Source organism: Shewanella sp. GD03713 (assembly GCF_029843705.1).
GTDB lineage: Bacteria > Pseudomonadota > Gammaproteobacteria > Enterobacterales > Shewanellaceae > Shewanella.
In genome coordinates this window covers 3,898,039-3,916,263 of the sequence record NZ_JAOCIW010000001.1, presented here as the reverse complement: position 1 = coordinate 3,916,263, position 18,225 = coordinate 3,898,039, and the positions used below count along the sequence as shown (strand labels likewise).

General features: G+C 48.3%; 17 protein-coding genes. 8 read left to right on the top strand and 9 right to left on the bottom strand.

Annotation, left to right across the window (positions count from 1 at the left end; genetic code table 11):
- Positions 1-144: 144 nt before the first annotated feature.
- Entirely contained in the window at positions 145-1,521 is a 1,377-nt protein-coding gene (gene dbpA, locus N5E87_RS17190; RefSeq protein ID WP_279775860.1) for an ATP-dependent RNA helicase DbpA, read from the top strand.
- A gap of 63 nt (positions 1,522-1,584) precedes the next feature.
- Here dbpA and N5E87_RS17185 read toward each other — a convergent pair whose 3' ends face one another.
- The 5 genes from N5E87_RS17185 to N5E87_RS17165 all read right to left on the bottom strand — a co-directional run bounded on the left by N5E87_RS17185 (position 1,585) and on the right by N5E87_RS17165 (position 6,749).
- A complete protein-coding gene (locus tag N5E87_RS17185) occupies positions 1,585-3,858 on the bottom strand; it encodes a TonB-dependent receptor (protein WP_279775495.1) in 2,274 nt (757 codons plus the stop codon).
- 57 nt (positions 3,859-3,915) lie between these two features.
- A complete protein-coding gene (locus tag N5E87_RS17180) occupies positions 3,916-4,164 on the bottom strand; it encodes a hypothetical protein (RefSeq protein ID WP_279775494.1) in 249 nt (82 codons plus the stop codon).
- A gap of 242 nt (positions 4,165-4,406) precedes the next feature.
- On the bottom strand, positions 4,407-4,934 hold the full coding sequence (locus tag N5E87_RS17175; RefSeq protein WP_279775492.1) for a CbrC family protein: 528 nt from the start codon (positions 4,932-4,934) through the stop codon (positions 4,407-4,409).
- 174 nt (positions 4,935-5,108) lie between these two features.
- A complete protein-coding gene (locus N5E87_RS17170; RefSeq protein ID WP_279775491.1) occupies positions 5,109-5,531 on the bottom strand; it encodes a VOC family protein in 423 nt (140 codons plus the stop codon).
- A gap of 177 nt (positions 5,532-5,708) precedes the next feature.
- Positions 5,709-6,749 (bottom strand): NADP(H)-dependent aldo-keto reductase, encoded by a 1,041-nt coding sequence (locus N5E87_RS17165; protein WP_279775490.1) that lies wholly within the window; start codon positions 6,747-6,749, stop codon positions 5,709-5,711.
- Between the two features lie 465 nt (positions 6,750-7,214).
- On the opposite strand from N5E87_RS17165, the gene N5E87_RS17160 reads away from it, so the two are divergent.
- Genes N5E87_RS17160 through nqrF form a run of 6 tightly spaced genes read left to right on the top strand, consistent with a single transcriptional unit; the run spans position 7,215 to position 13,087 of the window.
- The gene (locus tag N5E87_RS17160) at positions 7,215-8,585 is read left to right on the top strand and encodes a Na(+)-translocating NADH-quinone reductase subunit A (protein WP_279775489.1); all 1,371 of its coding nucleotides are present in this window, start codon (positions 7,215-7,217) and stop codon (positions 8,583-8,585) included.
- On the top strand, positions 8,585-9,799 hold the full coding sequence (locus N5E87_RS17155) for an NADH:ubiquinone reductase (Na(+)-transporting) subunit B (protein WP_220053798.1): 1,215 nt from the start codon (positions 8,585-8,587) through the stop codon (positions 9,797-9,799). The genes N5E87_RS17160 and N5E87_RS17155 overlap by 1 nt, the downstream gene beginning before the upstream one ends.
- On the top strand, positions 9,789-10,583 hold the full coding sequence (locus N5E87_RS17150; protein ID WP_279775488.1) for a Na(+)-translocating NADH-quinone reductase subunit C: 795 nt from the start codon (positions 9,789-9,791) through the stop codon (positions 10,581-10,583). The genes N5E87_RS17155 and N5E87_RS17150 overlap by 11 nt, the downstream gene beginning before the upstream one ends.
- Complete coding sequence (locus N5E87_RS17145) at positions 10,580-11,200, top strand: NADH:ubiquinone reductase (Na(+)-transporting) subunit D (RefSeq protein ID WP_011621547.1); 621 nt, start codon at positions 10,580-10,582, stop codon at positions 11,198-11,200. Before N5E87_RS17150 ends, N5E87_RS17145 begins: the two co-directional genes overlap by 4 nt.
- A 9-nt stretch (positions 11,201-11,209) precedes the next feature.
- Entirely contained in the window at positions 11,210-11,818 is a 609-nt protein-coding gene (nqrE, locus tag N5E87_RS17140) for an NADH:ubiquinone reductase (Na(+)-transporting) subunit E (RefSeq protein WP_011621548.1), read from the top strand.
- A gap of 51 nt (positions 11,819-11,869) precedes the next feature.
- The gene (gene nqrF / locus N5E87_RS17135) at positions 11,870-13,087 is read left to right on the top strand and encodes an NADH:ubiquinone reductase (Na(+)-transporting) subunit F (RefSeq protein WP_011718172.1); all 1,218 of its coding nucleotides are present in this window, start codon (positions 11,870-11,872) and stop codon (positions 13,085-13,087) included.
- A gap of 357 nt (positions 13,088-13,444) precedes the next feature.
- On the opposite strand, the gene N5E87_RS17130 is transcribed toward nqrF, so the two are convergent.
- The 3 genes from N5E87_RS17130 to N5E87_RS17120 all read right to left on the bottom strand — a co-directional run bounded on the left by N5E87_RS17130 (position 13,445) and on the right by N5E87_RS17120 (position 15,327).
- The gene (locus tag N5E87_RS17130) at positions 13,445-13,747 is read right to left on the bottom strand and encodes an ankyrin repeat domain-containing protein (RefSeq protein WP_279775859.1); all 303 of its coding nucleotides are present in this window, start codon (positions 13,745-13,747) and stop codon (positions 13,445-13,447) included.
- 57 nt (positions 13,748-13,804) lie between these two features.
- Positions 13,805-14,311, bottom strand: coding sequence for a hypothetical protein (locus N5E87_RS17125; RefSeq protein ID WP_279775487.1), 507 nt, complete (start codon positions 14,309-14,311; stop codon positions 13,805-13,807).
- A gap of 536 nt (positions 14,312-14,847) precedes the next feature.
- Positions 14,848-15,327, bottom strand: a complete 480-nt coding sequence (locus tag N5E87_RS17120) for a hypothetical protein (RefSeq protein ID WP_279775486.1) — start codon at positions 15,325-15,327, stop codon at positions 14,848-14,850.
- 498 nt (positions 15,328-15,825) lie between these two features.
- Here N5E87_RS17120 and N5E87_RS17115 point away from each other — a divergent pair, with 498 nt between their 5' ends.
- Positions 15,826-17,019, top strand: coding sequence for a serine hydrolase (locus N5E87_RS17115; RefSeq protein WP_279775485.1), 1,194 nt, complete (start codon positions 15,826-15,828; stop codon positions 17,017-17,019).
- Positions 17,020-17,237: 218 nt separating this feature from the next.
- Here N5E87_RS17115 and N5E87_RS17110 read toward each other — a convergent pair whose 3' ends face one another.
- The gene (locus N5E87_RS17110; RefSeq protein WP_240520058.1) at positions 17,238-18,218 is read right to left on the bottom strand and encodes a bifunctional helix-turn-helix transcriptional regulator/GNAT family N-acetyltransferase; all 981 of its coding nucleotides are present in this window, start codon (positions 18,216-18,218) and stop codon (positions 17,238-17,240) included.
- Positions 18,219-18,225: the final 7 nt, after the last annotated feature.

Sequence of the window (18,225 nt, the reverse complement as noted above, 5' to 3'; positions counted from 1 at the left end):
TGCGCGAATGGCTAAATGTCCCGAAGCGATAAGCGTATTTAATCAGTAACACAATGCAATTTCAGTGACTTGCCTGAGTTTATGCCAGCGCGGGTTACCCACCACAGGATATTCGCCTTGAGCAATTCAGACACTCAGCCTTCAATGGCTTTCTCGACTCTTAAGCTAAAACCCGAACTGCTTGAGAACCTTACCACTATGGGCTATCACGAAATGACGCCGATTCAGGCGCAGAGTCTGCCAGCCATTTTAGTGGGCGAGGATGTAATTGGTCAGGGCAAGACGGGTTCGGGTAAAACGGCGGCCTTCGGTTTAGGCTTGTTGAACAAGTTAGATGTGAAGCGTTTTCGCATTCAAACCTTAGTGCTGTGTCCAACCCGCGAACTGGCCGACCAAGTGGCGCAGGAGATCCGCACACTGGCGCGTGGTATTCACAACGTAAAAGTGCTCACCCTCTGCGGCGGCGTGCCCATGGGGCCGCAAATCGGTTCGCTCGAGCATGGCGCCCACATTATCGTCGGTACCCCAGGGCGGATTGTCGATCACTTAGAGCGTAACCGTTTAGACCTAAGCAACCTGAATATGCTTGTGCTGGACGAAGCCGACCGTATGCTGGAAATGGGCTTCCAACCACAACTCGATGCGATTATCGAGCAGTCGCCACGCGAGCGCCAAACACTGCTGTTTAGTGCGACCTTCCCCGAGCAAATTCAGTCGATTGCCAAGCAAATTATGTATGACCCAGTGATGGTGAAAGTGGCCGTGACCCACGAAAAGAGCACCATCGAGCAGCATTTCTATCATTTGGATGACGACAAGGCGCGCATGCAGGCGCTGCAATTATTGCTGCTGGATCGTAAGCCCGAGAGCGCTGTGGTGTTTTGTAATACCAAGCGCGAAACCCAAAAAGTGGCCGATGAACTGAGCGATGCAGGCTTTAGCGTTATCGCCCTGCATGGGGATTTAGAGCAGCGCGACCGGGATGAAACCCTGCTGCAATTTGCCAACAAGAGTGCCTGTGTGTTGGTGGCAACCGATGTGGCCGCCCGTGGTTTAGATATCGACGCACTGGACGCGGTATTTAACTACCACGTGGCCTATGATACCGAGGTGCATATTCACCGTATTGGCCGTACCGGCCGTGCGGGCAGCAAGGGCGCGGCTTTTACCTTCTTTAACGATCAAGATGGCTACAAAATTGCGTTATTAGAAGAGTACTTAGAGCGCGATATTCAGAGCGAAGCCTTACCATCATTAAGTTTGCTGGGCACAGCGCCCAATGCACCAACCATGATCACCCTGCAAATTGATGGCGGCAAGAAAGAGAAGCTTCGCCCCGGTGATATCCTCGGTGCCCTCACGGGAGAGAATGGTATCGAAGGCTCGCAGGTCGGCAAAATCCTTGTAACCGACTACCGTGCCTATGTGGCGGTGAATCGCAAAGTCGCTAAAAAGGCGCTGAGCAAAATCACCAGCGGCCGCATTAAAGGTAAATCCTACCGCGCGTGGTTAATGAAATAACCCGCAGTTCAGTGATTAAAAAGCGAAGCCAAATGGCTTCGCTTTTTGGTTTATGGCCTGGGGTTAGAAGTTATAGGTGACTCCTAGCATCAGGTTGCGCCCCATTAACGGTGCATAATCCTTGAGTAGGGAAGTATGGGGGCGGGCCTCCTGATTAAGCAGGTTGGTACCTTTGAGATAAACCAAAATATCGCCGCTTGAGGTGTACCAGCGATAGGTGGCGGCGTTCACTAGGGCGTAGCCTGCGGTTTCAGTCTCATTGTCGGCGGTGTCGGTTTGGCGGGCATAGCCTATGGCGCCTAACTCTGCGTGCCACTGCTGCAGATCGAAGTTTAATGTCGAGCCGACACGCATCGGCGAGATTTGCGGTAAGTTACCGCCATCGACGAGTTTGCCGCGGGTGTAGTCGCTAAAGAGCCCGAGTGACCAGAGATCATTAAATGGGATCGTTGCCTGCGCCTCGATGGAATAAAGATCCGCATCGCCTTGAGTATATTGATAAACCGGCATATCGCCTTCTTCATCGCTGTTGACTAGATCCGAGTCAACCAGTCCAGTATTGCGCTCATAGTAGAAGTTGTTGACTCGGTTATAGGCGAGGCTGAGTGAACCTGTCCATGCACCGTCCAGCTTACGCAGCGTGAGGTCGATATTGTTGGCGATTTCCTTATCGTTACTGCCGCTGTTGGCAACGATTTGGCCATTATCTAGGCTAAATTGCGACCCTAGCTCAAAGCTTTGAGTGGCATCGTGTGGCCCGTAGCTGTAAAGCTCTTCGGCGGTGGCTGAGCGTTCGGCGCGGGTGAGTGACAACCCTAGGTTGTATGATGGGCTAAAGTCCCACACCACGCCCGCAGACAGCGTCACATTATTATCAGTTAAATCATTAGGTTGATAATCTTGCTCACCATTAAGCGTGTCGAGCTGCATGCTATCGGGCGCGAGGCGGTAATGCTCGAGGCGACCGCCGAGTTCAAAGCGAAAATCCCCCAGCTTACGTTCTTGCACGATAAAGGCGGCGAGAGTGTCCGTTTTACTGTCGGGGGTCAGGGCTTCGTCGCCTTCCACCGCAAAGTCACGGTGCACCGCATGCAGCCCCAGGGTGCCTTGCCATTCGCCCCAAGGATGATTGTTTAGGCTTAAACGTGCTTCGCTCTGCTTGTTGAAAAAGGTGGTGCCAGCAACACCATCTTCTTCCTCGGCGTGTTGATAATCGCTATAGGCAGCGTCGAATTTTAACTTACTAAAACCAGCAAAGGGGTCGAGTAGCCCGCTATGTAACTGCCAAGCGGTTTTCTGTAAGTCGATGGTGATATTGGGTGCATCGGCTTCCCCACGGCTAGGGATGCCGTAGTTGGATTCGGTGCGCGCGCCGGAGACGCTTACAAAACCCGAATCCCCCGTATAGCCAACGCCTGCGGCGTAATCATCGAGTTTGAGTTGGCTATTGGCTAAGGTACCGTGGGTGGTCGGCATATCGGCAATGGCATTACCGGGAATGTCGACATCCTCAGTTTTTCTGTGGGTGCCATCCAGATGCCAGTTGAACTGGCCATTACCGCCGTTGAGTTCGCCATTGTAGGTTTGGCCATGATTGGCGCTGTCGTAGCGAGCGCCAAAGTGCCCTGTCACTTCATCGACTGGGGTTTCGCTGTAGCGGGTATCGACCACATTGACGACACCGCCGATGGCGCCGTTGCCATAGAGTAGGGTGCCTGGACCGCGAAGGATTTCAATCTGCTGCGCCGAGGCGGCCTCGGAGGTCACGGCATGGTCCGCCGATACAGTGGAGGCATCGCCAACCGACAGGCCATTTTCAAGCACTTGCACTCTGGGGCCGCCCATGCCGCGGATAATCGGCCGACTGGCGCCCGCACCAAAGTGAGAAGCCTGTACGCCGGGGAGTTTTTCTAAGGTGTCGCCCAAGGTGGGTTCGGTGTTGAGCTTGAGTTGATCCTCGGTCAATACGCTGATGGGCGTAGTGCTCTCGAGGGCTGAGCGGGCGAGGGGCGATGCGGTTACCACGATATTTTCCATCGGGGTTTGGCTCAGTGCCACATCTTGAATGAGCAAACCTTGCTTTGAACTAATCTCTTGATCGCTATGTTTAAAATTCGCATGACTCACGTGTAGGTGCAGGTGACTATTATCGGCAACCTTGAGTTGATACTGGCCTTGGGCATCCGTGGTCGTGCTGTTACCGCCGTCAACACTGACGCGGGCATTGGCAAGCGCGTTACCTTGTTGATCAGTGACTTGGCCTTGAAGCTCTGCGGCCATAGCCGATGAACACACGCTCGCGACCGCAAGCGCTATTGAAGATAGTGCAAGTTTCATTGTGCCTTTCCTTGTAGATAAGCAAAAAATTAATTTTTAAGTTTTTGAATTTGCTTTCTAAAAGGGAGGGGCGCGCGCATCAACATGGCGGATGTGGGCTAAGCTGGGGGCTTGATAGGCGACGGTGGCGCGATGATCGGCATGTTGCAAATCCAGTGGTAGCACGGGCATAGATGCCGGACTTGCACTGGTATCATGGCCAAAATCGCAGACAATACAATGGGTGTGTTCATGTTCCAGACTGTGTTCGGTGTAATGGGTCAGCGCAAAGCACTGGGTAACCAGTAGCCATACACTGAGCAGCAACCAAGGCCACTTTTTATGAGTCCGAAATTGATGATAAGCCATTATTGTTATTGGTTAAGGTTCAGCCGTTAGTCTTATCGGGAAGCGCATATCCCTGTTGAAATAAGCTAAAGCATGCGCCTGCGTCAGGCAACCTGAGTCGCTGATGCAGGTCAATTCGCTTTAGCCTTATCTAATCCACAAACTGACCTTAATTGATTTACATTGACCGAGTCTAGTTAACTTTTAGTTATAAAACTGGTTCAGTGGCAATCCAAGGTAAAAATCGCTTGCTGGCAGTGGCGGCACTTAAACTTGTAAATTGCCGGGTTGCCACCCTTTTGGTAGCTAGATAAGAGTTTTTGCCATAGGTCATGGTTTGGCAGGTATTCGGCTAAAAAGTCTTCTAAAGCTTCGCCCTGCAAGGCTTGTAAATCGGCGAGTTCGGCATCGCCATGAAACTCGCAGGCATCGTTACAATGGGACTGCCAGACTTCCTGTTGCCATGAGACATACCCCGGCGTTCTTTCCGCCACTTCCTTCACGATGGCGATATCCAGCCCCGCATCGAGCAGCGGGTAATCGTCGACAAAATGGCCATTAAATTTGTCTGCGGCGCTGCCATCGGCAACGCACCAAGGGCAAATCGCTTCAACATTGTCCCTGCAATACATTCCTGAGCTGCAGATAAATCCCCGTGCTTGGCCGCAGCATTCGCAGGTCGCATCGCTTGAGATCACGGCGCCAGTATCGAGGGGATGAGGGTGATAGGTAAACTGAGGGAAATCCATTTCAACTCCTAAGTGAAGAATAACGCGATTAAATAGCCAAGCGATTATCATCAAGTTGCGTGGTTAATTCAATTGGTTATTCAATGAGATAAGCACTTAGCTGCTACTTGCAGCGTCACTTAGTTAACGCTTCTTCTGTTTTTTACTTGGCTATCTGCTCAGTCTTTTGCACTGTTATTGGCATCTTTTTGCCATGGGATGATTAGGGCTTAATTGCAATAAATCCCAACGGTTGCCATAGAGGTCCTCGAACACGGCAACGGTGCCGTAATCCTGCTCCTGCGGCTCACGAATAAAGCGGATCCCAATGGATTGCATATAGTGATAATCGCGCCAAAAATCATCGGTATTTAAGAACAGAAACACACGGCCGCCAGCCTGATTACCGATAAAAGGTTCTTGCTCCGGCTTAGAAGCCTTGGCTAACAATAAAGCGGTGCCACTAGAATTTGGCGGAGCGACCACGACCCAACGTTTATCTTGCTCGGGTTGATAGCTGTCTTCAATCAACTCGAATTTGAGTTTATTGACATAAAAATCAATCGCTTCATCGTAATCTCTTACGACGAGCGCGATATGGACAATGGCTTGTTTCATCTTGAGTGCTCGACTTTTACTGTCTTATAAACCGCTATTGTAATGGCTATCGCTGCGGTTAGGGTACCGCTGTGATAGACAATCAGTAAGGAAGTGAGTGGCTTACTTTGGCCACTCACTTTAGAGGCTTGTTTAAAAACTCAATTTAACAGCTCATTGTTAGCGCTCTTTTAAGAGCTAAGGGCAGGGCAATCTAAATTGATCTGAGAGTGCATTTAGATGGCTGAGTAACTCGGGGGAGAGGCTGACCTTTAAGCTGTCGATATTCTCTTTCAGCTGGTATAAGTCCGTGGCGCCAATGATGTTTGAGCCAACAAATTTACGCGAGTTAACAAAGGCTAACGCCATTTGCGCGGGCGAGAGATTAAACTCGCGGGCTAAGTCTACGTAGGCTGCGGTAGCATCGAGTGCTATTTGCGATCCCGTGTAACGGGCGAAGCGTTTAAACAGGGTTAAGCGTGCGCCTTCTGGCCATTGATTATTGCAATATTTGCCACTCAAGGCGCCAAAGGCCAAGGGTGAGTAGGCCAGCAGTGGTAGCTCTTCGCGATGGCTGATTTCACTCATGCCCACTTCAAAGCTGCGATTGAGCAGGTTATAGGGGTTTTGCACGGTCACAATGCGCGGCAGGCCGTGTTTTTCCGCCAGTTGCAGATACTTCATCAGTCCCCAAGGGGTTTCGTTCGATACGCCGATATAGCGTACTTTACCTTGGCGAATGACTTCGGCGAGGGCTTCGAGGGTTTCGAGGATTGGCGTTTGCTGCTCAATCTCTTGCTCGTCGTAAAATAATTCTCCGAAGAAGTTGGTATTGCGGTCTGGCCAATGCACTTGGTAGAGATCGATAGTATCGATTTGCAGGCGTTCGAGTGAAGCATCGACCGCTTGGTGGATATTGTTCCAGTCCAGCGCCATATTCTTACGAATATAGTCACTCTTGCCACCCGGTGCGGCAATCTTAGTGGCGATCACTAGGTCATCACGGTTGCCACGGGCTTTAATGTATTGGCCCAAAATGCGCTCGGTTTCCCCTTGGGTTTCCGGCTTTGGCGGCACAGGGTACATTTCCGCAGTGTCAATAAAGTTGATGCCACTGCCGATGGCGTAGTCTAGCTGTGCGAAGGCTTCGGCTTGGGTATTTTGTTCACCCCAAGTCATAGTGCCTAAACAGATTTTGCTCACCTCGAGATTAGAATGCGGTATGCGTCTGTATTCCATCTATTTCTCCTACGGAAACTATCTTAGTCCGAGGCTATCAAGCTTTTGCTGTAAAGCAAAGGTTAATAGGGCGTCAAACATTTTACTGCAGTAAAAATAACCAATGCCTAAAAGCTGGGCGTTGCAGCAGGATTGCGGGGCGCGCAGATTGGATTGCACATGAATTCATCACTGACTCAAGGTTTTGAACCTTTGTGTTAATTCTGGGCTGAAAGGGGAGATTTTTGTCAGTTTTTATCTAGTTAAGTCAAAACTAAATCAGAAATGCAGGAATTATGAATTATTTGTTATAAAACTACATTTGCAACTTTAGGCTGTAATCGATGTGAATCTATGTCACAAAATGGCGCGAATTTACGTATATTACTTACGAAATTGCGGCGGAATGTGACGCCAATATCGGATTATCTGTTAACAAACATCTACCCTAAATTTATCTAAAAATTTTCATGGTTGATATTTGTGATGGCAGATTTTTCAAACCAAGTTATAACGATCAAAAAAGGCCTCGACTTGCCGATTTCGGGTGAGCCTCGGCAGATCATCGAACCCGGTAACAGGCCATCCCAAGTGGCTCTGTTGGGTGAGGAGTATGTTGGCTTAAAACCGACGATGTTGGTGGAAGTCGGCGATAAGGTCAAAAAAGGCCAACCTTTGTTTGAAGATAAAAAAACAAAGGGCGTGCTGTTTACCGCTCCCGCCAGTGGTGAGATTGTTGCAATCCACCGTGGTGAGCGTAGGGTGTTGCAGTCCGTGGTGATCCGCTGCAATGGCTTAGACGCCGATGAGCAGATCCGTTTCGATATTCACACCGATTTACAGGCTCTATCCGCGGATGTGGTTAAAGCGCAACTGGTTAATAGCGGCCTGTGGACTGCGCTGCGTACCCGTCCTTTCTCCCGCGTTCCCGCACTCGATAGCAAACCCGCAGGCATTTTCGTGACGGCTATGGATACCAATCCACTCGCCGCCGATCCTCGTTTGATTATTGCCGAGCAGAGCGATGCGTTTAAGGCGGGCTTAGCGGTACTGAGTCATCTAACCGAAGGCAAGGTTTACCTCTGCCAAGACAAAGGCGAAGCCTTAGTCGGTGCTGATTTGCCTAAGGTTGAAGTGCGCCGTTTTACTGGGGTGCATCCTGCCGGATTAGCCGGAACACACATTCACTTTACCTTACCCGTCAGCATTGAGCGTCAGGTGTGGCATATCGGCTATCAAGACGTAATCGCCTACGGCAAGCTGTTCCAAACCGGTGAACTTTATACCGACCGCGTGGTGGCGCTGGGTGGTCCGAGCGTGCTTAACCCGCGTTTACTGCGCACTCAGTTAGGGGCAGAGCTGAGCGCCTTAGTGGCCGACGAAGTTAAACCCGGTAACAACCGTGTGGTGTCAGGTTCAGTGTTATCAGGCCATACCGCGAGGGGCGTGCATGACTTTTTAGGTCGCTTCCACAACCAAGTATCTGTGCTCGCCGAAGATGCGCAGCACCAAGTATTGCCTTGGGTGCGTGGCGGCTCGGACAAGTTCTCTATCACCCGTGCGGTGACTTCCCGTTTATTTGGCCTGACCAAGTCCTTCGAATTTACTACGCATCAGGGCGGTTCTCACCGCGCCATGATGGCCTTTGGTCAGCTCGATCGCGTTATGCCGCTGGATATTTTACCCACTCTGCTAGTGCGTGACTTAGTAGTGCGAGATACCGACGAGGCACAGGCCTTAGGCGCATTGGAGTTAGATGAAGAAGATTTAGCCCTGTGTACCTTTGTCTGCCCCGGCAAATATGACTTCGGTAAAGAGTTACGTGCCTGTCTAGATGTTATCGAGAGGGAAGGTTAATGACGACACAACCTAAAAAACCTGATTTACAGGAAGACTACTACGCCACGGGGAAATCGATGAAGGGCTTTGTGCGCTCATTGGTGATCGCCAGTGGTCGCAGCACTAAGGGACAAGTACACGTACGTGACGCCATTGACGTAAAACGTACCATGACCTTAGTGGGCCTTTGTTTATTACCCGCCATTTTATTTGGCTTATATAACGTAGGTTTACAGGCACAGCTCGCACTAGCAAGCGGCTTAACGACGCCTGAAACTTGGAAACTCGCTCTGTTTAACGCCGTAAGCGGTGGCTTAAGTGCCGAGACGGGCGTGATTGGCCTGTTCCTCTACGGTTTAAGTTTTTATCTGCCGATTTACTTAACGGCCTTGCTGACCAGCCTATTTTGGGAAGTGGTGTTTGCTAAGGTGCGTCGCCAAGAATTGCACGAAGGCTTCTTCGTCACAGCCTTGTTATTTACGCTGATTTTACCTGTTTCGATTCCACTCTGGTTGGTGGTGATGGGGATTAGCTTTGGGGTGGTGATTGCCAAAGAGCTGTTTGGTGGCATGGGATACAACTTCCTTAACCCCGCATTAGCAGGTTTGGCGTTTATCTATTTTGCTTACCCTTCTGAAGTGTCAACCGTTAAGCAACTGGTTGCTGTAGATGGTTTTTCTGGCGCGACTGCCTTAGCGCAAGCCGCAGCCGGTAAGCTGCAATTTGCCGATTACGCTTGGTACAGTGCCTTTAGCGATCCTAACTGGTGGAATAATTTCTTCGGCTTTACCGTAGGCGCGATTGGTGAAACCAGCACGCTTGCTGTGCTGCTCGGTGGGTTATTGCTGCTTATCACCCGTTTAGCCGACTGGCGCATCGTGGTGGGGGTGATGTTGGGCATGATTGCCACTGCAACCTTGTTCAATGTTATTGGTTCAAGCACTAACCAGATGATGGCAATGCCTTGGACATGGCACTTAGTCACGGGCGGCTTTGCTATCGCGATGATGTTTATGGCGACCGATCCGGTAACGACCTCTTATACCCGCCAAGGCAAGTTTGCCTACGGCGCGCTGATTGGTTTTATGACCATCCTTATCCGTGTGGCTAACCCCAAAATGCCTGAAGGCGTGATGTTAGCCATCCTGTTCGCCAACCTGTGGGCGCCGCTGTTCGATTATCTGGTGGCCCGTGCCAACATCAAACGGAGAGTAAAACGTCATGGTATTTAAGAAAGATACAGTGGTGGGGACCATGATCTTCACCATCACGCTCTGCCTTTTGTGCTCCTTTATGATCACCGGCACCGCAGGCGTATTGAAAGAGCGTAAGCTCGCGAAAAAACGCGATGAGTTACAACGTTATGTGTTGATGGCGGCCGATGTGAGTATTGGCCAAGGCAATGAGTTTAGAGAGATTTTTGCTAAATCCGTTAAGCCATTATTGATTAATCTCGACACTGGCAAAGTGGACTCGGATGCCAACGTACTCGACTTTGACGAGCGCATGGCGGCGATTAACCCAGAAACCTCAAGTGCTCCTAAAAAGGATATAGCTAAGATTAAAACCCGTGCCAACGATGCCCGTGTGTTTAAGGTGTTCGATGATAGCGGCAAGTTATCCAGCGTGGTCGTGCCTTTCTATGGTAAAGGGTTGTGGTCGATGATCTACGGTTACGTGGCCGTCGAGCCTGACTTTAATACTATTAAAGGCATGGTGGTTTACGAGCATGGTGAAACTCCAGGTATCGGTGACTTTGTGACTGACCCACATTGGTTATCCCTGTGGAAGGGTAAACAACTCTTTGATGAAAAAGGCAAGTTTTCGATGCGCCTCGTGAAAGGCGGCGCCAAAGAGGGCGATGTGCACGGTGTTGATGCAGTGAGTGGCGCGACCATGACTGGCCGTGGCGTGCAGCGTGCAATGGAGTTTTGGTTTGGCGTCGAGGGTTTCCAAACCTTCTTCAACCAATTAAAAGCATCGGCTGAACAAGGTGAGTTGGGAGGTGCAAAATGAGCAACAGTTTATCCATGCGGGACATGTTAGCAGGCCCTGTATTTGCCAATAACCCAGTGGCGATGCAAGTGCTGGGCGTGTGTTCGGCGCTGGCGGTGAGTAACTCCATGCAGACGGCCGTGGTGATGACACTGGCGGTGACCTTCGTACTGGTGTTCTCTAACCTTATTATCTCTGCCATTCGCAACTTTATTCCTAACAGTGTGCGGATTATTGCCCAGATGACGGTGATTGCCTCCTTGGTGATTATCGTCGATATGGTGTTGCAGGATGTGGCTTACGAGCTATCTAAACAACTATCTGTATTCGTTGGGTTAATTATCACTAACTGTATCATCATGGGCCGCGCTGAAGCCTTTGCGATGAAGTATCCACCTCACTTAGCCGTGGTCGATGCCGTGGGTAACGCGGCGGGTTATGGCTTGGTGCTGATCAGTGTGGCCTTTGTGCGTGAGTTGTTAGGCACGGGCAATCTGTTTGGTCATAGCGTGTTGACTACGGTTGAAAACGGCGGCTGGTACTTACCTAACGAGATGTTTAAGTTGCCACCAAGCGCCTTCTTCCTGATTGGCCTGCTGATCTGGACCATTAACGTGATCCAGCGTAAACGCGGTTAAGGAGCGGATATGGAACACTATATTAATCTGTTTTTACAGGCCACATTCTTAGACAACATGGCGCTGTCGTTCTTCCTCGGTATGTGTACCTTCTTAGCCGTGTCTAAAAAGGTGTCGACCGCCTTCGGCTTAGGCGTTGCGGTTATCGTGGTGATGACCTTAGCCGTGCCTTTAAACCAACTGATCTATGTGAAGGTGTTAGCACCGGGCGCATTGGCGTGGGCGGGCATGCCTGGAATCGACTTAAGTTACCTGCAACTGATCACCTTTATCGGTGTGATTGCGGCCTTAGTGCAAATCCTTGAAATGTTTTTAGATAAATACATTCCAAGCCTGTATGACTCCCTCGGGATCTTCCTGCCACTGCTCACCGTAAACTGTGCAATTTTTGCCGGGGTGATCTTTATGGCTAACCGTGATTACAACTTTGCCGAATCGGCAGTGTTTGCCATGGGGTCGGGCACGGGTTGGGCGCTGGCGATTGTGATGCTGGCAGGCCTGCGTGAGCGGATGAAGTTTCATGCGATTCCTGAAGGCTTACAGGGGATTGGTATCACCTTTATTACCACAGGGTTGATGGCACTTGGCTTTATGTCTTTCTCGGGGATCTCGCTGTAACGCGTGGCTGAGAAAGTGAAACCGCATTCTGTTTAGAAAAAGGGTTATCGAATGGAAATGGCAATAGGTATAGGCATGTTCACCTTAGTGGTGTGCCTACTGGTGATAGTAATCCTTATCGCCAAAAAGAAATTAGTGACTACCGGTGAGATCACTATCGGGATTAACGACGATGCCGAGAAAAGCATTAAAGTTGCCGCGGGCGACAAACTGCTTGGCGCCTTAGCGAGTAAGAATATTTTTATTCCCTCGGCCTGTGGTGGCGGCGGTACCTGCGGCCAGTGTCGGGTGAAGGTCAAATCGGGCGGCGGTGATATTCTGCCAACAGAACAAGGGCATATCACTAAAAAAGAAGCCAAAGAAGGTTGTCGTCTCGCCTGCCAAGTGGCGGTGAAAACCGATATGGAACTTGAGCTAGAGGAAGAAATCTTCGGCGTGAAGAAGTGGCAATGTGAGGTGATCTCAAACGATAACAAGGCCACTTTTATCAAAGAGTTACTGCTAAAACTGCCCGAAGGTGAAGACGTACACTTTAAGGCGGGTGGCTATATCCAAATTGAAGCGCCAGCCCATGTGGTGAAGTATGCCGATTTTGATATTCCGGCTAAGTACCGCGACGATTGGGAAAAATACGGCCTGTTCGACTTAGTCTCCACCGTGAATGAAGACGTGCTGCGCGCCTATTCGATGGCGAACTATCCCGATGAAAAGGGCCGCATTATGCTTAACGTGCGGATTGCCACGCCACCATCGGCCAATGTGCCACCGGGTAAGATGTCTTCTTACATCTTTAACCTCAAGGCGGGGGATAAGGTGACCATTTCTGGCCCATTCGGTGAGTTCTTTGTGAAGGATACCGATGCAGAAATGGTATTTATCGGCGGTGGTGCGGGCATGGCACCGATGCGCTCACATATTTTCGATCAGCTAAAGAGTAAAAAGACCAAGCGTAAGATGAGCTTCTGGTACGGCGCCCGCTCAACCCGTGAGGTGTTTTACCAACAAGATTTCGATGCATTAGCGGCGGAAAATGACAACTTTGTTTGGCATGTGGCGCTGTCGGAGCCGCTACCAGAGGATAACTGGACGGGTTACACAGGCTTTATCCATAATGTGATTTACGAAAATTATCTTAAACATCATAAGGCTCCAGAGGATTGCGAGTACTACATGTGTGGTCCTCCAATCATGAACTCCTCGGTGATCCGTATGCTCGAAAGCCTAGGGGTCGAGCCTGAAAATATCCTGCTCGATGACTTTGGTGATTAAGCAGTAAGTGGAATAGAAAATCGCGTTAGGCACAGCTAGTACAGCTGAGTCTAACGCGATTTTTGTTTATTTTAGGGCGTGTTGACGTTTCGAGATTAAATTTTGTTCGTTCTGGCAAGTTCGTGCTCGCGAAACGAGGAATGATGTGTAGTTATTCTACTCAAATGACGAGTGACAAAGAGCAAGGGCTTGCCAGACGAACCCTTCGGGCAGTGTTTGGCTGGCATTTCTGCTGCGTTATCGCCCGTTTATGTAGAATAACTACACCGCACGGGCTTTACCTTGCATAAAAGCCAGCCAACTCGCTGCAAAAATAACCCTGAAACGTCAACACGCCCTAGTTTTAGGTTTTGATATCTAGCTAAAGGATTTACCGCCATGGCGGCTTAAATAGCTCACCATACGCTGACTCTCAGCGGTATAGCATCCCATGCGAAACTCTCCTTGCCAGTAAGCAATATCGAGCGGACGATACCCCAGCGCATTTGGATGATTCACGTTGGCCCCTGCATCCACAAGTAGTTTGAGCAGTTCAAAAGACTGTAGCTCACAGGCATGCAACAGTGCCGTCATCCCATTCTCGTCAACGCCTTCAAGATCAGCGCCATTGGCAATAATGCGCTTAACCGCAAGTGTATCCTTCGCTTTAACTGCATGGATAAGTTAAGTGCTCATAGGGATATTTAACCTGATCCTGTGAAGCAAATTTAAAGGAGATCAATCAGAAACGCCCAAGTGAATAAATACAACTCCTTTCCTGCCCTCGATAGCAAAATCAACCCATTCCATCTCGTACCATTCATCCGTTATCAATGAAACAGCTAAAACCCTTTTGACCTCTAGCAGCGCATCAAGTTGATCACTTATCTGTTTGATAAATTCGTCTCTAAAGCTTTTTATGGACATTGAAAAGGCGTTATCGACATCCTTAAGAGAAGTAAAAGCTGAGCCGCAACCGGCCTGTGTTGTAGGTAGGAGATAGGAAAAAAGCCAAGTATGAAGTGCTGCGTTGATCTCACTACGCCAGTCTATGACTTCACTAAAGCTAACCGTGGCATCCTTATAAAAACCCTTAAGATAATTTTCCGTTGCAATCTCTAATGGTTTTGATGCATCAATTTTAGTGATTTCAAACGTATAGCCGTGATTCGCTTTATTGTTTACATAGGATAGCCCCGTGAGTATCCCGTTTAACGTACCCAATTTATAGTCAAAGTTATCCATTTCAGTTACTACACGCCTTTAGCCATTGAAAATGGCAACCAATAATTATATCTGTCATTTTAAATCAACAACATAATCTGCTTTCGGCTTCCCCTCAAGCGAATAGTGATTGAGATTGCTCTAAAGATAGCTGCTGAGTGGCAGCCAAGGTTTATAAATGGGTTTGTCTTTAAAACTCAACCCATACTCTCATTGCTAATTCCAAATGCTCGACCGTGACATCTACTGCATACGGAAATGGAAATGCCGTGATCACCTGGATATGAAAGAGCGGCCATGTTACGAACGGTCGAGGTTATTCATAATTCTGTGTCAGGTTAACTTGAACATGGCTCAATTTTGTTTTTTCGTCGCAAAATTTACCAATGGGTGTCTCAATAAACTCCTTTTGTGCTTAATCCTGCTGACCACAGCGTATCCTGCTAGCTTGAATATGCCTCAAATTTGTCTTCTCGTTGTAAAATTTAATAATGGATCTCTAATTACTTTGATATTTTGATTCAAATCATTTTAGCCTCGGAAGGTTGTAGGCAAATTTAAAGCGTATTATGTTGTTCTATAATGGATGGCTTGAATATGCCTTTATCGATAGCATCATCCTGTGAGCCGATGTTGAATATATCAACATACTTAGGGTATTCATCATCTTCATAGTCAAATTGACCCAGAATAACTCCAAGTTCTAAGAAAAGAATTTCATCGTCCCACACATACTTTTTCTTATCTAACTGACTAAGAGTGTTAGCTAACAATTTAAATGAAATAGGAGCACTATCATTGACCACAAAAATATCGCTATCAAAAACATTTACATGTACATCTATAGCTGAGCCAAATTCAATTTTGTCGAAACACACAACAACTAACCTATTGGATAATAAATATTCATTCACTAAATAATTGTTGGGATTGATGCTTGAAAATGTTGGCTCCCCTAACACCTTTTCAACATCATCGGGTGACATTCCCAATTCAATACCCATAATGCTCGCGTATGAAACAATATCAATTTTCATGCTTCTAATATTCCTTGCTTGAACACTACTGATAAAATAAATCGAGCCATACATTTTAAATCAACAACATAATGCACTTTAGATTTGTCTACAACTTGTAGGGTTAAAATGGCTTAAATAAGAACCATAATAGTTGCAGGGACAGTATCTAAGACAATTAGTAGAGCTAATTCCTTAAAAAATAATGTATTTCAGATGAAGTGCTTCGTCCCATGGTGTTTGGGCGGTATTCAGCGAAATTTATTGAGACACCCATTGTTAAATTCTCCAAAAGTGGTGTTAGGAATCAATCTGTTTGTTGTGTATGACGAGCATACAGAACGAAAGCTTTCAGTAGTTTGGGTGTGAGGTGAAGCCCAACGACTTTGACTTTGTTTTTAAAAACTAAGTGTTGGCTGCCATTTCTAATCTCAAAGCGGCATCATTTAACATTCCCACTGTGATAAGCTGGCCGCTTTCTAATCTGGCAGTATTTGCTAATTAAGTTAAGGATAACCCATGCGTTTGAGTGTTATCGGCTCCCTACTATCGGGGTTGTTATTACTCCCAAGTGCCAATAGTGTTGGTGAGTCGTTTGAAACTGCGATTGTGTCAGAAAGCGCGCAAGGCGGTCAGTTAGTTAAGCTTGAAAGCCAAACTGCATCTTCAGCATCTAAGCTTGGGGAGATTAAGAGCTTAATCCAAACGGCGATAATGGATTCGCCGCAGCCATTTAGTGGTAGCGTTATTCTGCTTGAAGAGGGGAAACCACTGCTTGAATTACAAAAGGGCGAAGGTATCAATCAAGATTCGCGTTTTGTAATGGCATCGCTCTCGAAACAAATTACCGCAACGCTAGTATTGCAGGCACTTGATGCGGGAAAACTCGATTTAAATCAAACGCTAAATCATTACCTTTTTGGCGATCTTGAGGCGGAATCTAAGGCGCTAAAAGCCATTGATGCGGGCGCCAATGCGGGGGATTTGAATCCCAACCGTTATGATGAGCGCATTACTTTGCACCAACTGCTGAACCATACATCGGGTGTTGCCAGCATTGGACAGGCCAATCGCTTCGAGCCGGGTAGCCAATTTGAATACTCTAATTTGGGTTATTCATTGCTTGGGCAAGTGCTTGAGAAGGTGAATCATCAATCCTTTACCGAGCAGGTGGCGCAATTTGCTGCGCGGTACCAACTCAATGGCCTAAGTGCTGAGCTTGGCAGCCTTGAGGCGATTCATGCCAAAGTGCCTAGCTTAGCGGTGGGATTGCAGGAAAGCGAATTGATTGCGCCTTCTGAGCTGGTGATTGATGAAGCGTTATTGCCCGCAGGGGGATTAATTGCCTCAACGGCTGCTTATGCCGCCTTTCAGCAGCAATTACATGCTGGCAAGTTGTTAAGCCCTGAGAGTTATCTGCGGATGACTACTGCGTATATCGAGTTGCCATTTTTGTGGCCGAATATGCGCTATGGTTATGGGATAAGGATCAATAATGACAATGACTTAGTCGAATATAGCCATACGGGTTATGTTTCGGGTTATATGTCGATGACGCTGCATTATCCCGAATTTAATTTGGACTTGGTTATGCTGGAAAATCTCTCCTTAAACCTTAACGACCGTAACCGGGTATTTGAACTGCATAACCAGATACGTCAAATCATTCGTAGTCAGTTGCTGCTGACTACATTATCTCTGCATAAGGTTTAAGTTTGTCACTGTGTCGACTTCATAGCCGTTAAGTTGGCGGGAGTAACGCCAACGCTTTGCAGGCTCTGATGTAACCGCCAACGACCTCGAAAGAATATGGCTCCACGATTTGTTGTTAAGTGGAGCTTTATTCTGGATGCTTTCGTTGGATGGGTCGCTTTGTATTACCCAAAAAGGGGGCTTAGCGCGCCTTAACTGCTGCAAAGATTGGCATAACGCTATTCATTTAGCTCAGAGTGCAGTGGTAATAGCATTGGGATTTCACAGGCATCGTGGCCAGTATTACCAAGTGGGGCACTTAAGTAGTTAAACCCTAAGTGTTCGTAGAGCTTTAGGGCTTCTTTGAGTAATGCGGTGGTTTCGAGATAGCAGCTCTGATAACCCGCTTCACGGGCGAAATCTAGGGCCTGCAGCGCTAAACGCTTAGCTAAGCCTTTACCGCGGATCTCGGGCATAAAGTACATTTTTTGCAGCTCACAAATTCCTTCATTGTTAGCCAGTGGCGCTATGCCTGCGCCGCCAACCACTTGGCCTTCATGTTCTATCACCCAGTATTGGGCGCCCGGCTGCGAATAGATTTGGCTTAAACAATCTAAGGTTGGGTCGGCCACGCTATAGCCTTTATCCGCTGTTAAGCCGTATTCGGCGGAAACCACGCGGATCACTTGGGCAATGGCAGCATCATCGGCGGCGGTCGCTTCACGGATAAGATAACCCGATTGTTGTTTGGCTTTATGTATGGCTTGGTTGTATTGCATAAGAGCTTGCTCGATTTGTTGAATTTGCTCAGGGGTCAGCTGAGCCAAGATTTCTTGAAAGAGTTGATTTTGCTGGCTATCTAATTTTGCGAGCAGCTTTTTACCCGCTGGAGTCAGTTGAACGACGAGGCAGCGATTATCCCGCGGATGCATTTGGCTCTGGGCGAGGTTTTTATCGACTAAGTGTTTGATTGCACGGCTAGCATTGGATTTATCTATGCTCAGTTTGCAGGCGAGTTCCTTAATGGTTTGCGGTTGATTGCCTATCTCAAACAAGGCGTGGGCCTGTACTGGGGACAGAGGTAAATCGCCAAAGGCCGCATTGAGCATGCCTAAGTGTCTGACCATATAGCGGGAAAGGTGTCTCAGTTGGCTAGATGAGCCGGGATCATTTGCCATAGTCGGATTGAATGCCATCAGGGTTAACCAAAGTTGAGCCATGCAAGCA

Coding starts and splice junctions, on each gene's coding strand:
- dbpA (WP_279775860.1), top strand. CDS start 145: ATGGCTTTCTCGACTCTTAAGCTAAAACCCGAACTGCTTGAGAACCTT.
- N5E87_RS17185 (WP_279775495.1), bottom strand. CDS start 3,858: ATGAAACTTGCACTATCTTCAATAGCGCTTGCGGTCGCGAGCGTGTGT.
- N5E87_RS17175 (WP_279775492.1), bottom strand. CDS start 4,934: ATGGATTTCCCTCAGTTTACCTATCACCCTCATCCCCTCGATACTGGC.
- N5E87_RS17170 (WP_279775491.1), bottom strand. CDS start 5,531: ATGAAACAAGCCATTGTCCATATCGCGCTCGTCGTAAGAGATTACGAT.
- N5E87_RS17165 (WP_279775490.1), bottom strand. CDS start 6,749: ATGGAATACAGACGCATACCGCATTCTAATCTCGAGGTGAGCAAAATC.
- N5E87_RS17160 (WP_279775489.1), top strand. CDS start 7,215: ATGGCAGATTTTTCAAACCAAGTTATAACGATCAAAAAAGGCCTCGAC.
- N5E87_RS17155 (WP_220053798.1), top strand. CDS start 8,585: ATGACGACACAACCTAAAAAACCTGATTTACAGGAAGACTACTACGCC.
- N5E87_RS17150 (WP_279775488.1), top strand. CDS start 9,789: ATGGTATTTAAGAAAGATACAGTGGTGGGGACCATGATCTTCACCATC.
- N5E87_RS17145 (WP_011621547.1), top strand. CDS start 10,580: ATGAGCAACAGTTTATCCATGCGGGACATGTTAGCAGGCCCTGTATTT.
- nqrE (WP_011621548.1), top strand. CDS start 11,210: ATGGAACACTATATTAATCTGTTTTTACAGGCCACATTCTTAGACAAC.
- nqrF (WP_011718172.1), top strand. CDS start 11,870: ATGGAAATGGCAATAGGTATAGGCATGTTCACCTTAGTGGTGTGCCTA.
- N5E87_RS17125 (WP_279775487.1), bottom strand. CDS start 14,311: ATGGATAACTTTGACTATAAATTGGGTACGTTAAACGGGATACTCACG.
- N5E87_RS17120 (WP_279775486.1), bottom strand. CDS start 15,327: ATGAAAATTGATATTGTTTCATACGCGAGCATTATGGGTATTGAATTG.
- N5E87_RS17115 (WP_279775485.1), top strand. CDS start 15,826: ATGCGTTTGAGTGTTATCGGCTCCCTACTATCGGGGTTGTTATTACTC.
- N5E87_RS17110 (WP_240520058.1), bottom strand. CDS start 18,218: ATGGCTCAACTTTGGTTAACCCTGATGGCATTCAATCCGACTATGGCA.